The sequence below is a fragment of the Aeromicrobium choanae genome (assembly GCF_900167475.1).
Taxonomy (GTDB): domain Bacteria; phylum Actinomycetota; class Actinomycetes; order Propionibacteriales; family Nocardioidaceae; genus Aeromicrobium; species Aeromicrobium choanae.
The window spans coordinates 688,135-701,065 of record NZ_LT796768.1 but is presented as its reverse complement, the minus strand read 5'-3'; the positions used below and the strand labels follow the sequence as shown (position 1 = coordinate 701,065).

The 12,931-nt window shown below is 70.1% G+C and carries 12 protein-coding genes and 2 pseudogenes; 7 read left to right on the top strand and 7 right to left on the bottom strand.

Going from position 1 to position 12,931, the window contains the following annotated elements:
• Positions 1-30: 30 nt before the first annotated feature.
• Positions 31-1,317 (bottom strand): lipase family protein, encoded by a 1,287-nt coding sequence (locus tag B5D60_RS03395; protein ID WP_078698846.1) that lies wholly within the window; start codon positions 1,315-1,317, stop codon positions 31-33.
• A 111-nt stretch (positions 1,318-1,428) separates the two neighbouring features.
• Here B5D60_RS03395 and ychF point away from each other — a divergent pair, with 111 nt between their 5' ends.
• The 4 genes from ychF (at position 1,429) to B5D60_RS03375 (ending at position 7,512) form a co-directional block, all read left to right on the top strand.
• Complete coding sequence (gene ychF, locus B5D60_RS03390) at positions 1,429-2,517, top strand: redox-regulated ATPase YchF (RefSeq protein ID WP_078698845.1); 1,089 nt, start codon at positions 1,429-1,431, stop codon at positions 2,515-2,517.
• 89 nt (positions 2,518-2,606) lie between these two features.
• Entirely contained in the window at positions 2,607-4,226 is a 1,620-nt protein-coding gene (locus B5D60_RS03385) for an ABC-F family ATP-binding cassette domain-containing protein (protein WP_078698844.1), read from the top strand.
• A 58-nt stretch (positions 4,227-4,284) separates the two neighbouring features.
• Positions 4,285-5,979: an ABC-F family ATP-binding cassette domain-containing protein gene (locus B5D60_RS17270; RefSeq protein WP_078698843.1), complete on the top strand. Its 1,695-nt coding sequence runs from the start codon at positions 4,285-4,287 to the stop codon at positions 5,977-5,979.
• A 39-nt stretch (positions 5,980-6,018) separates the two neighbouring features.
• Positions 6,019-7,512, top strand: a complete 1,494-nt coding sequence (locus B5D60_RS03375) for a Ppx/GppA phosphatase family protein (protein WP_231948962.1) — start codon at positions 6,019-6,021, stop codon at positions 7,510-7,512.
• Here the strand turns inward: B5D60_RS03375 and B5D60_RS03370 are convergent.
• Positions 7,509-8,288, bottom strand: coding sequence for an adenylate cyclase (locus tag B5D60_RS03370; RefSeq protein WP_153302860.1), 780 nt, complete (start codon positions 8,286-8,288; stop codon positions 7,509-7,511). The genes B5D60_RS03375 and B5D60_RS03370 overlap by 4 nt on opposite strands.
• Positions 8,289-8,624: 336 nt before the next feature.
• On the opposite strand from B5D60_RS03370, the pseudogene B5D60_RS17315 reads away from it, so the two are divergent.
• Positions 8,625-8,729 (top strand): annotated as a pseudogene (locus B5D60_RS17315) (DUF933 domain-containing protein); the annotation flags it as partial.
• Here the strand turns inward: B5D60_RS17315 and B5D60_RS17155 are convergent.
• The 3 genes from B5D60_RS17155 to B5D60_RS03355 all read right to left on the bottom strand — a co-directional run bounded on the left by B5D60_RS17155 (position 8,693) and on the right by B5D60_RS03355 (position 10,000).
• Positions 8,693-8,986, bottom strand: coding sequence for a hypothetical protein (locus tag B5D60_RS17155; RefSeq protein ID WP_172806201.1), 294 nt, complete (start codon positions 8,984-8,986; stop codon positions 8,693-8,695). The pseudogene B5D60_RS17315 and the gene B5D60_RS17155 overlap by 37 nt on opposite strands.
• Before the next feature lie 263 nt (positions 8,987-9,249).
• Positions 9,250-9,672, bottom strand: a complete 423-nt coding sequence (locus B5D60_RS03360) for a hypothetical protein (protein WP_197684386.1) — start codon at positions 9,670-9,672, stop codon at positions 9,250-9,252.
• A 4-nt stretch (positions 9,673-9,676) separates the two neighbouring features.
• Positions 9,677-10,000 (bottom strand): hypothetical protein, encoded by a 324-nt coding sequence (locus B5D60_RS03355; RefSeq protein WP_078698841.1) that lies wholly within the window; start codon positions 9,998-10,000, stop codon positions 9,677-9,679.
• A gap of 39 nt (positions 10,001-10,039) precedes the next feature.
• Here B5D60_RS03355 and B5D60_RS03350 point away from each other — a divergent pair, with 39 nt between their 5' ends.
• Positions 10,040-10,429: an SRPBCC family protein gene (locus B5D60_RS03350; RefSeq protein WP_078701259.1), complete on the top strand. Its 390-nt coding sequence runs from the start codon at positions 10,040-10,042 to the stop codon at positions 10,427-10,429.
• Between the two features lie 3 nt (positions 10,430-10,432).
• Here B5D60_RS03350 and B5D60_RS03345 read toward each other — a convergent pair.
• A pseudogene (locus B5D60_RS03345) lies at positions 10,433-10,855 on the bottom strand (flavin reductase family protein); the annotation flags it as partial.
• 193 nt (positions 10,856-11,048) lie between these two features.
• Here B5D60_RS03345 and B5D60_RS03340 point away from each other — a divergent pair.
• Positions 11,049-11,411 (top strand): SdpI family protein, encoded by a 363-nt coding sequence (locus B5D60_RS03340; RefSeq protein WP_078698840.1) that lies wholly within the window; start codon positions 11,049-11,051, stop codon positions 11,409-11,411.
• Between the two features lie 2 nt (positions 11,412-11,413).
• Here the strand turns inward: B5D60_RS03340 and B5D60_RS03335 are convergent, their stop codons facing one another.
• The gene (locus B5D60_RS03335; RefSeq protein ID WP_078698839.1) at positions 11,414-12,901 is read right to left on the bottom strand and encodes a carotenoid oxygenase family protein; all 1,488 of its coding nucleotides are present in this window, start codon (positions 12,899-12,901) and stop codon (positions 11,414-11,416) included.
• Between the last annotated feature and the right edge of the window lie 30 nt (positions 12,902-12,931).

Genomic DNA, 12,931 nt, shown 5'->3' with positions numbered 1-12,931 from the left:
TCATCGCCCGGTCGGCTCATCGGGCTGCCGTCAGGGCAGCAGCCACAGGGAGCTGCAGTTCGACCTCACGGTCTTGCCCGTCAGACGGTCGGCGAGCCAGTCGTGGGTCTGACCCAGGCGGGTGATCGCCGGACCGAGGTGGTTGAGGGCCGTGCCGCCGGTGCCGACGAGCTGCACCACGGGGGTGTAGGTGACGTTCACGCCCTTCGCGCACCAGTCCTTCGCCAGTTGCTTGGCCTGCGCGTGGTCGACGATGTCGTCCTTGGTGCCCGTCAGCACCTGCACCGGCACGTTGGGCTTGAGCCGGCCGATGCGCTGGGCGTCGACCGGGGCGCGCAGGGCGGGGTCGGCCTTGAGGATGTCGTAGAGCGACTGGCCCGTGGTGGTCCACTTCGAGGTCTTCTGGAACCCGTACGAGAACAGCGTGCCGCCGATGCACTGGGTCTTGACCTTCTCCAGCGCCTCCTTGCCGGCCGGCGTCGCGAGCGTGTCGAGCGCACCCTGCAGCTCGGGGTGGTAGGGCGTGATGCCGTTGATCGCGTACGCGATGACGCCCGTGAGGTCGGTGCCGTCAGCGGACTTCAGCACCTCGACCAGGTTCGCCGGGGGAGCTCCGGCGTAGGCGCCCTTGAGGTTCAGCTCGGGAGCGTAGGTGGGAGCGAGCTCGGCCGCGGAGCCGGCCGCGCCGCCACCCTGGGAGTAGCCGTAGAGGCCGATCGGCGAGGACGTCGTGACCGACGTGTCGGGCAGCTTCAGCGCGGCGCGGGCGGCGTCGAGCAGGGCCTGACCCATGTCGAGGCGGTTCGTGTAGGTGTGCACGCGGTCGGTGGTGCCCAGGCCGATGTAGTCGGTCAGCACGACGGCCATGCCGCGGTTGAGGAAGTCGTGGATGCTCGGGATCTCGTAGCCGATGCCGAACTCGTCGCCCTCGACGTTGAGGAAGGTCTCCAGCGACTTGGAGGGCGCGCACGCGTCGCCCTGGCCCTGGGTGCCGGCGGCGACCGCGACGAGCGGGCGGGGGCCGGTGCCGGTCCACTTCTTCGTCGGCTCGATGTACGCGCCGCTCACGGCGGCGGGCGCGCCGGCCTCGTCGGTGGAGGTGTACATGATCCGCGTGGCCTTGCCCGGGAGGTAGAGGCCGTTGAAGGTCAGCGCGAGCTTCATCGGCTCGGTGCGGATGACCGTGCCCTTGCCGGCCGGGAGGTCCGAGGGCGGGTCGTAGAAGGTGGGCGCGGCGGTGGCCTGCGGGGCCGCGGCGAGGCCGGCGACGAGGGCGCCGGCGGCTGCGAGGCCGAGGAATCTTGCGGAACGGAACACGGGGTACTCCCAAGTAATGTGACGCTGGTCACGCGAAAGGTATCACGGAGTTACACCTGAGCGACATGGGGATTCCTCCGCCTTGGACTCGCGGCAGTAGGCTGGTTCCCCGTGGCCCTCACCATCGGAATCGTCGGACTTCCCAACGCCGGCAAGTCGACGCTCTTCAACGCCCTGACCAAGAACGACGTCCTCGCGGCGAACTACCCGTTCGCGACGATCGAGCCGAACGTCGGAGTGGTCGGCGTCCCCGACTCCCGCCTGGAGAAGCTGGCCGAGATCTTCGGCTCCGAGCGGATCCTGCCGGCCACGGTCGAGTTCGTGGACATCGCCGGCATCGTGCGCGGTGCGTCCGAGGGCGAGGGCATGGGCAACAAGTTCCTGTCCCACATCCGCGACTCCGACGCGATCTGCCAGGTGACCCGCGTGTTCCGCGACGAGGACGTCACGCACGTCGACGGCGACGTGAACCCCGCGAGCGACATCGAGACGATCGCGATCGAGCTGATCCTGGCCGACCTCCAGACCGTCGACAAGGCGCTGCCGCGCCTCGACAAGGAGTCGCGCAAGGACAAGTCCCTCGTGGCGCAGTTCGAGGAGGCGAAGAAGGCCAAGGAGGCCCTCGAGGCCGGCACCGGCGTGCGCAACGCCGGACTCGACCTCGAGGCCCTGCGCGACCTGCACCTGCTCACCGCGAAGCGCTTCCTCTACGTGTTCAACTGCGACATCGACGAGCTGTCCGACGAGGACCTCAAGGCGAAGATGCGCGAGATCGTCGCGCCCGCCGAGGCCGTCTTCCTCGACGCCAAGAGCGAGGCCGAGCTGGTCGAGCTGGGCGACGACGAGGAGGCCGAGCAGATGCGCGCCGAGATGCTCGCCGACCTCGGCATCGAGGAGCCGGGCCTCGACCAGCTGGCGCGCGTCGGCTTCGACACCCTCGGCCTGCAGACCTACCTCACCGCGGGCCCCAAGGAGTCGCGCGCCTGGACGATCAAGAAGGGCGCCACCGCCCCCGAGGCCGCCGGCGTCATCCACACCGACTTCCAAAAGGGCTTCATCAAGGCCGAGATCGTGTCCTTCGACGACCTGGTCGCCGCCGGCTCGATGAACGACGCCAAGGCCGCCGGCAAGGTCCGGATGGAGGGCAAGGACTACGTCATGGCCGACGGCGACGTGGTGGAGTTCCGCTTCAACGTCTAGAACCTCTGGCAGCCGCCCTCGGCTGATGACGGAGCTGATGCTCGCGGACCCGTGGGCTGAGGGGTGAGCCAGCCTGACAGGCTTCTGTCATGGGTCACGTCGACGTCGCACACCTGGAATACGTCCTGCCGGACGGGCGGTTGCTGCTCGGTGACGTGTCGTTCCGCGTGGGGGAGGGGTCCGTCGTGGCGCTGGTCGGCCCGAACGGGGCCGGCAAGTCGACGCTGCTCAGGCTGATCGACGGCTCCCTGAGGCCCGACTCGGGCACCGTGAATGTCTCCGGTGGCCTGGCCGTGATGCCGCAGTTCGTCGGCACGGTTCGTGACGGGTCGACGGTGCGTGACCTGCTGGTGAGTGTGGCGCCCGACCGGATCCGCAACGCCGCGCGGGCGGTCGACGCCGCCGAGGCCGCGCTGGCCTCGAACGACGACGAGGCCACGCAGATGGCCTACGCCCAAGCGCTCTCGGACTGGGCCGAGGCCGACGGCTACGACTACGAGAACACCTGGGACATGTGCACGATCGAAGCACTGGGTGCCTCGTACTACTCCGTCATGGACCGCGAGGCCGTGACGCTGTCGGGCGGCGAGCAGAAGCGGGTCGTGCTGGAGGCGTTGCTGCGCGGGCCGGCCGAGGTGCTGCTGCTCGACGAGCCCGACAACTACCTCGACGTGCCCTCCAAGCGCCGGCTGGAGCAGCAGCTGCGCGAGACCCGCAAGACCGTGCTGCTGGTCTCGCACGACCGTGAACTGCTGTCGGAGGCCGCTGACAAGATCCTGTCGGTCGAGCCGTCGCCGGCCGGGGCCGACGTGTGGGTGCACGGAGGCGGTTTCGCGTCCTTCCACGAGGCCCGCACGCAGCGCTTCGCGCGGTTCGAGGAGCTGCGCAAACGGTGGGACGAGCAGCACGCTCGCTTGAGGAAGCTGGTGGTGAGCCTGCAGCAGGCTGCCGCCGTCAGCCATGCGATGGCGTCGCGGTACGCCGCGGCGCAGACCCGGCTGAGGAAGTTCGAGGAGATCGGGCCACCCCCTGAGCCGCCGCGCGATCAGGACATCACGATGCGCCTGAAGGGCGGCCGCACCGGCGTGCGGGCGATCACCATCGAGAAGCTGGAGCTGACGGGCCTGATGATGCCGTTCGACCTCGAGGTGTTCCAGGGCGAGCGGGTGGCCGTGCTCGGCTCGAACGGCTCGGGCAAGTCGCACTTCCTGCGCCTGCTGGCGGGCCAGCCGGTCGACCACTCGGGTACGTGGAAGCTCGGCGCGAGGGTCGTGCCGGGTCACTTCGGACAGACCCACGCCTACCCCGAGCTCGAGGGCCGCACGCTCCTGGACATCCTGTGGGCCGAGCATGCGCTGCAGCGCGGGCCGGCGATGTCGTCACTGCGTCGCTACGAGCTGGAGCAGCAGGCCGAGACCACGTACGAGCGGCTCTCGGGAGGGCAGAGGGCGCGGGTGCAGATCCTGCGCCTCGAGCTCGGCGGAGCGACGTCGCTGCTGCTCGACGAGCCCACCGACAACCTCGACCTGGAGTCGGCCGAGGCGCTGCAGTCCGCGCTCGAGTCATACGAGGGCACCGTCCTGGCCGTGACCCACGACCGTTGGTTCGCCAAGACCTTCGACCGATTCCTGGTCTTCGGGGCCGACGGCGTGGTGCGCGAGAGCTCGGAGCCCGTGTGGGACGAGGGACGCGTGCAGCGCGACCGCTGAGAAACTGGACTGTCCGGAACCGCTGCCCACACGCCGCTCGACTCCAGAGGAACACCGCATGACCGCAACACTCGTCGCCACCGGACTGGCCGGTGGCCACGCGCACCGGACGCTCTTCGACGACCTCGACCTGACGGTCGCGCCGGGCGACGTCGTCGGCGTGGTGGGTGTCAACGGGGCTGGAAAGTCGACCTTGTTGCGCATCCTGGCCGGAGACCTGGAGCCGCAGGCCGGCACGGTGCAGCTCGCGCCGGCCGACGCGTTCGTGGGAAGTCTGCTGCAGGAGCACGAGCGGGTCCCGGGCGAGACGATTGCGCAGTTCGTCGCGCGCCGCACCGGCTGTGCCGCCGCGACCACCGACATGGACGCCGCGGCCGTGGCGCTGGGCGACACCGAACCTCCCGCTCCTGACGCGCCCGACCCCGCCGACGTCTACCAGGCGGCGCTCGACCGCTGGATGGCCAGCGGCGCTGCCGACCTGGAGGACCGACTCCCGGCCGTGCTCGCCGAGTTGGGGCTCGTGCTGGAGGACTCAGCCGACCCGAACGCCGGTGCGCTCTCGCCCGACAGCCTGATGACGTCGCTGTCCGGCGGCCAGGCCGCGCGCGTGGGCCTGGCCGCGCTGCTGCTGTCGCGGTTCGACATCGTGATGCTCGACGAGCCCACGAATGACCTGGACCTGGACGGCCTCGAACGCCTGGAGAAGTTCGTGCAGGGCCTGCGCGGCGGCGTCGTGCTGGTGAGCCACGACCGCGAGTTCCTGGCGCGCTGCGTGACCCGCGTCCTCGAGCTCGACCTCGCCCAGCACAGGAATCGGGTGTTCGGTGGCGGCTACGAGTCGTACCTGGAGGAACGCGAGATCGCCCGCCAGCACCAGCGCGACGAGTACGAGGAGTTCGCGGCCAGGAAGGCAGACCTGGTCGGGCGCGCCCGCGTGCAGCGCGAGTGGTCCAGCCAGGGCGTGCGCAATGCGATGAAGAAGAACCCGGACAACGACAAGATTCGCCGCAAGGCCGCGTCGGAGTCGAGCGAGAAGCAGGCGCAGAAGGTGCGGCAGATGGAGAGCCGCATCAGCCGGCTCGAGGAGGTCGAGGAGCCGCGCAAGGAGTGGAAGCTGGAGTTCACGATCGGCGCAGCGCCGCGCTCGAGTTCCGTGGTGTCCACGCTCAACCACGCCACGGTGCGGCAGGGGGAGTTCACGCTCGGCCCGGTCTCGGTGCAGCTCAACGCCGGCGAGCGCATCGGCATCACCGGCCCGAACGGTGCCGGCAAGTCAACGCTGCTGCGGGCGCTGCTGGGTCGGCAGGAGCTGACGAGCGGAACGGTCGGGCTGGGTGCGTCCGTCGCGATCGGCGAGGTGGACCAGGCGCGCTCGTTGTTCACCGGAGCGGCCACGCTGACCGACGTGTTCGAGAGGCTCGTGCCCGACATGTCGCCGGCCGACGTGCGCACCCTGCTGGCGAAGTTCGGGCTGAAGGCCGATCATGTGACCCGACCCGTCGGCGAGCTGTCGCCCGGCGAGCGCACCCGCGCCGGACTCGCGCTGCTGCAGGGCCGCGGCGTCAACGTGCTGGTGCTCGACGAGCCCACCAACCACCTCGACCTGCCCGCGATCGAGCAGCTGGAGCAGGCGCTCGAGACGTATGAGGGCGCGCTGCTGCTGGTGACCCACGACCGTCGCATGCTGAGCACGGTGCGTCTCGACCGTCGCTGGCACGTCGAGGCCGGGCGGGTCACCGAGCTCACGGCGTAGTCTGGCGTCGAGCGTCCCCAGTCGGAGGTGGTCCTGATCGTGACCGAGACGACCCCGCGATGGGAGTGGCGCAGCTTCGCCGCCTCAGCCGTCGACATCGGGTCGGCGCAGATGCTCTCGCCTCCCGACCGGATTCAGGAGAGCGACGAGCTCTACCTGCTGTCGGCCGAGGGAACCGACACCGTCAAGATCCGCGACGACCTGATGGACGTCAAGCACCTCGTCGCCGTGGACGAGCGTGGGCTCCAGCAGTGGTCCCCGGTGATGAAGGCTGGCTTCCCCCTGTCCTCGGCCGACGTCGGCACCGTCATCGCCGCTCTGGGCGTCGTGTCGCCGCCTCTGGCACGGGACATGTACACGCTGGGCCAGTTCATGGACGAACTGGTGCACCCCCACCCCGACGTGGTCGCGGCCGACGTGCACAAGAGGCGGGAACGCCACACCATCGGAGGTTGTCTGGCCGAGCTGACCGAAGTGGGCAGCGGGGAGGGATCGACCCGCACCATCGCGATCGAGTCCGAGGACCCGGCCATGGTGATGGCCGCACTCCGCGAGCTCGGGTTGCCACCGATGCCCAACGTGAGCTTCCCGCGCGGTCTCAAGTCGCTCCTGCGACTCGGCACGGAGCGCTATGGCGTCATCGACGTGGGCACCAACTCGGTCAAGTTCCACCTCGGCGAACGAGACGCTGACGGACGCTGGCGGACGGTCGCCGACCGCGCACGGGTCACGCGGCTCGGGGAAGGCCTGCACGAGACCGACCGACTCAGCCCGGACCCCATGGGACGGACGGTGGAGGCCATCGTCGCCATGGCGGACGAGGCCGCACAGGCAGGCGCCGCGGAAACAGTCGCGGTGGGCACCGCCGGCATGCGGATCGCCTCGAACAGCGAGGACCTCATCGCCGCCGTCCGCAACAGGTGTGGTCTGACGATCGAGGTCGTCTCAGGGGACGAGGAGGCGCGACTGGCCTATGTCGGGACGAGAGCAGGGATCGGACCGGCACCGGGTTCCCTCGTGGTCTTCGAGACCGGCGGCGGGAGTTCGCAGTTCACGTTCGGGCACGGTGACCAGGTCGACGAGCGGTTCAGCGTGGACGTGGGCGCTGTTCGGTACACGGAGGCACACGGCCTCGCCGCGGCAGTCTCTGAAGACGCCCTGGCCGAGGCGTTCGCAGCGATCGCTGCGGACCTCCGCCGGCTCGACGACCGGCCGACACCGAACCTGCTCGTGGCGATGGGTGGCGCTGTCACCAACATGGCCGCCGTCATGCACGCCCTGGGGGAGTACGACGCCGACATCGTCCACGGCACGGTGCTCGACAGGACCGAGATCGACCGGCAGATCGAGCTCTACCGCACGCGCTCCAGTGACGAGCGTCGTTCGATCATCGGCTTGCAGCCCCAACGGGCCGACATCATCCTCGCGGGTGCGTGCATCGTGCGAACGGTGCTCGCCGCGTTCGGCAAGGAGTCGCTCACGGTCAGCGATCGCGGCTTGCGACACGGCCTGCTGGTCGAGAGATTCGGCTAGTCACTCCCCGAAAGCTGGGCGGAGAAGTACTCGAGCGCCGTCTTCGTCTTCGTCTGCTGCTCGGTCGACAGGTCAAGACCTTTCATGGCCAGGAAGGCCCTCAGCTCGGCCGCGGCCTGAAAGGTCTCCGCCGGCGGGCACTTGGCCGAGAGCTCGAGGATCCGAGAGCCATCTGGGTAGAGCCAGAGCTCCGCGACGAGACGCATGCGCAGCTCGGGTGGATGCAGCTTCAGCTTGAGCACGGTGATGGGGCCGAGGATCGACAGGTCGTCCAGTTCGACACCATCGGGCGCATGGGCCGTGAAGAACGATCGTTGCTCCTTGGAGTACGCCTTGTGGATCGCCTTCGCGCCTGAGGCGACCTCCTTCACCAGGGTCGGTTCCCACGTGGCTTTCATGGACGCCGAGCAGACGAAGCCCCCGGGCATCGCGTCGACCTCCACCCCGAGGTTGTCCGAGGCCCACGCCTCCTGGATGTGAGCCGGCGCCACGGGCCTCAGCTTGACCACCGAGTCGTCTCCCCGCCGCTGCGCTCGGCGGGCCCGGACGACGACACCGTGCTCGTCGAGCCTCAGGTCAGGAGTGTCGAAGAAGTACACCTGGCGAATCTGGGCATCGAGCGCATCCATCCCCAGGGCCACCACGGCAGCGCGTCGATCCGAGTCCGGCACGGTCATCTTGAGCTCGACGCTGTCCACGTCCCTGGTCAGCGCGAGCAGCTCGGCGACCTGCGCATCCGAGAGTCGGCCCTGCGATTGATCGGTCACGTTCGGCACCTGTGCCTTCCGGACGGTGGAGGTCGCGCCGTTGCGACACCGCACCCCCGTCAGCCACTGTGCCGCGTGGCGAAGAGCAGGACATCACCCACCGCAGGTGAGGGGCGGCCCGGCCTGCCCGCGATGGCCGTTGGCGCCGGCGGCAGGCGCAGGCGCTGCTGGAGCTCTTCGTCGCGACCTAGGCTGGCGCCGTGACGGACACGACGGGCATCCCCGGCGAGTTCCTGCAGTGACGGTCAGCGAGCGGCCTCCGACGTTCGAGCCGTACGGCAGCGTTCCCCAGAAGGCGACGCCGCTGGCCGCGTGACGGATCGGGCCGGGAATCGTGTCCTTCGGGACCTGGTCGCTGCCAGCTCGATGAACGACGCGAAGGCCGCCGGCAAGGTGCGCATGGAGGGCAAGGACTACGTCATGGTTGACGGCGACGTGGTGGAGTTCCGCCTCAAATGTGTGAGTTGCCGCTCCGGTCGCCTGCCGCCGTCGACGGCCACCCGGACCAACGTGGTGCCGACGAGCAGATTCAGGGGCACCAGCAGGAGGTAGGGCAGGATCACGCTGGGAAACTCGTTCGACTCGCCAGCGCCGGTGTGGAAGGTCGAGGTGTAGAACAGCACCCCGGCGACGACCGCGCACACCTTGAACCACTGACGGCGTGTCGGCGCGAGGAAGGTGCCGATGAGGCAGCAGGCCGTGGCCACCCCGAGTGACCACTCCGGGCCGACAGTGCCGAAGGGGAGTCACCGGATGTCGAACGGCAGCTCCACCTCGTGGTAGTCGATGGTCGCTGAGACCACGGCGACGAGCGCGAGCGCGGCGAGAGCGATCGACCAGCGTCACGAGACGGTGAGCATGCCTGATCGTGCCACGCGGGCCGCCTGGTGCGTCGCGGTTCGCGATCTTGTGCCGTTGACGCCCACATTTGGGCTCAATCGACACAAGATCGGGCCAGTCGGGCGGAGATTCAGCGCTGGTCGGGCAGGGTGCCGAAGCTGTTGTGGTACTCCCGGCCGGGCTTCGGGTGCGTGAAGCGCAGCGCGCTCCAGGTGGCGTCGACGGACAGGCACGTGCTCTCCACGAGGCCGTGGTCGTAGCCGATCTCGATCACGGTCGGCAGGGTCAGGTCGGTCCCGAGCCGGCGGCCCTTCGGCCACGACAGCCAGAGCTTGCCCTGCGGCGCGAGGTGGGGGACGAGTCGCGGGAACTCGTCACGCATCTGCTGCTGGGTCGTGACGAAGAGGTGGAGGTAGTCGACCTCGCCGCTGAGCGCGACCAGCTCGAGGTCGGGGAGACCCATCGACTCCGGCACGCCGTCGGGAGCGTTCACGAAGTGGGCCGTCCAGCCCGCTCGCAGGCCCATCTTCTCGGCGACGCTCCGCGTGCTCACGCGCTCAGCCCGGACCCAGGTCGAGGTCGGCGCCGGTGACCTCCCAGTGGTCCACGTGGAGGTCCTTCTCAACGAGCAGCTCGTCGTCGCCGGGGTAGAACACGGCGACCTCGGGCTGCTCGCCGGCGAACCGGCGGACGTCGTCCATCGAGTCCCAGAGCGAGAGCGTGACCACCTCGACGAGGTTGCCGAGCGGCCTTCGCAGCACGAAGACCCCGCGGTTGCCCGGGGTGGCGCGGTACTCGCGTACGCCGGTGTCGTCCTGGTGGGCGAGGTAGGCGTCAGCGTCGTCCGCCCTGACCGCACCCCGCCACCGCCGCATGATCACGGGTCCATTCTTCTCCCAGTCGGTGGCATGCTGCACGGTATGGAGTCTCGCCACGTCAGCCGGGTCATCGCCGCTTCGCCGCAGGACGTGTACGAGTTCGCGGTCGCCCCCGCCAACTTGCCGCGCTGGGCCTCCGGGCTTGCGGAAGCGGACGTCGAGGTGAAGGACGACCACCTCGTGGTGCAGTCGCCGATGGGGGAGGTGCGCGTGCGCTTCGTCCCGCGGAACTCCTTCGGCATCCTCGACCACGACGTGACGCTGCCGTCCGGCGCGACGGTCACGAATCCGCTCCGGGTCCTCGCCCACCCCGACGGCGCCGAGGTGGTCTTCACCGTCCGTCAGCTCGACCTCTCGGACGAGGAGTTTGAGCAGGACGCCCGCACGATCGCGAAGGACCTCGACGCGCTGGCGGCCCTGCTGGAGTCCTGACGGTCAGGGGTGCACGGCGCGGCTCTCGGCCGGGTGGCCGGGCTCGAGGTGGTCGGCCGCCGACACGCGCAGCGGCGTGAACGGGTCGCCCGCGTGGGCCGACACGACGCGCGACGCCAGGCACACGTGATCGCCGCCGTCGTCGAGCAGGGCGATCCGCTCGAGCACGATGCGGTTGGGGCAGTCGCGCAGCAGCGGGACCCCGTGCTCGTCGGTGTCCACGTCGAGGCCGTCGAACTTGTCGGTCTCGGCACTGCAGGTGGTGCCGAACCGCTCGGCCAGCGCGAGGTCGCGGTCGGTGAGGAAGTGCACGGCGAAGTGGGTCGCGCGCAGGCCGGTGCGGTAGGTGTGGTTCGCCTTGGACAGCCACACGCTGTAGTGCTCGGAGTCGATGCTGGACTGCGCGTGGAACCCGACGAGGCATCCCGCGCTCGTCCTCGGCGGCTGTCGTCACCACCACGAGCGGCTGGTCCACCGAGGCCATCAGCGTCTCGAACGCGTCGTCGTCCACGCGACGACCCTACGTCCGCGCGGCCCAGCCCGCAGGGGACGAACGATGAGGCATTCGGGTACCTGAGCGGGGCGAAAGGCATCATCGTTCGTCGCCTACGGTGGACGGGTGACCGAGGAGATGTTGGGCCGGGCCGTGGTCGGCCTCGTGATGCTCGGCGTCGCCGCCCTGCTGTGGTGGATGGCGCGCGCCGCAGCCGCGGGACGACTGGAGCGCAACGCCCTCGTCGGCATCCGCACGCCGAGCACCATGGCGAGCGACGAGGCGTGGCTGGCCGCTCACCAGCGGGCCGAGCGACCGACCAAGGCAGCGGCGATCACCTCCGCGGCCGTCGCCGCGGCATGCCTCCTCCCGATGCCGGAGGCAGCACTGATCACGGTGGTGCTCGGCGGGTGCGCCGCCATCCTCGGGCTCGCGATCCACGCCGCCGTGGTCGGCGGTCGGGCCGCCCGAGCCACGTCGGCCGACTGACCTCACACGTCCGCGAGGTCGGCGCCCTCCGGGGCCCAGTTCCCGTGGAAGCCGGCCGGCACCCGGCCGGGCAGGTGCACGGTGGCCACGTCGTCGAGCGTCGCTGCGTCGAGCACCCGCAGCTGGCTGCGCCCCTCCGCGCGGTCGTGCACGTAGCCCATCAGCACGCCGTCGTCCTCGGCCGTGCCGTCGGGGTTCGGCACGAAGCAGAACTCGCTCGCCTCCAGGCCCGCGCCGAGGCGGCGCGACTCCGTGGAGCCGGTGTCGAGGTCGTGACGCAGCAGCGTGTCGCCCGGCGCGCCGTCCTCGAAGCCGACCGCCCAGCCATAACGGTGCCGCCGTCCCGTGAGCCGCTCGTCGTGCCGCGGGAACTCCTGCGAGCGCTGGTCGATGCCGGTCTCGCGGGCCTGTCCCGTCCGCAGGTCGAGGGTGAACCGGGTGAGGACCGCGGGTCCCTCGTTCGGCCCGTTCAGCACGGTCGCGAACATCGTCGGGTGGCGGATCACGTCGACCACCACGGTGTCGCCGTCGTCGTACGCGTTGAGGGTGTGGAACACGTAGCAGGGCGCGATCTCGAACCAGCGGACGGAGGCGCTGTCGCCGTCGCGCGGCATGATCCCGATCCTCGCCGGGTAGTCGGGGTTCCAGCGGTAGGGGAGGGAGACCGCGTCGCCGCCGCGGGCGATCCGCGCGATCACCGGCTCGGGCAGCGGGTTGCGCCCGATGACGCGGTTGAGCAGCCCGCGCACGAGGGGCCGGACGAGGCGCGGCACGTCCTCGGTGGCCGTGGCGATGTCGAACGTGACGGGCAGGTCGAGGATCACGACGTGACGCTCGGTGAGGGCGAAGTCGTGCATCATCGGGCTGCCGTGCACCTCGACGTCGACGCTCCGCCTGATGCGACCGTCGTTCCCGAGCACCGAGTAGGCCACGCGATTTCCGGCCGTCCAGTTGTAGGAGAGGGCGTGCAGCTCGCCGGTGCCCGGGTCGCGGTGGGGGTGCGCGGCGTAGCCCGGGCGGCCGGGGATGCTCGGCAGGGTGCCGCCGAAGTCGCACGGCCCGACCGTGTCGAGGTCGTGGGTCAGCTCGTAGGGAGGTGCCCCGGCCTCGACGAGCGCCAGGGTGCGGCCGTGGTGCTCCAGCACGTTCGTGTTCGCGGCGAAGTCGCGCTCGCCGGGCGTCCCACGGTGCGGCTCGCCCAGGCTGTCGGCGACGGCGGCCGAGCGCACCCAGCGGTTGCGGTACCACTCGGCGTGCCCGTCTCGGATCCGCACGCCGTGCACCATGCCCTCGCCGAGGAACCAGTGGTGCTGGTCGCCGGGGTCGTCGAGCGGGTTGGGGCCGATGCGCAGGTAGCGGCCGTCGAGGTGGTCGGGCAGGCGACCGGTGACGGTGAGGTCGGTGGCGGTGAGCTCCTCGCGCACCGGCGCGAAGTTGTCGCGGAGGTACCGGTTGGCGGACTCGGTGGTGGGGTGGATGGTCTCGGTCATGACGTCTCTCCTGGTGACGCGCGCCCGAGC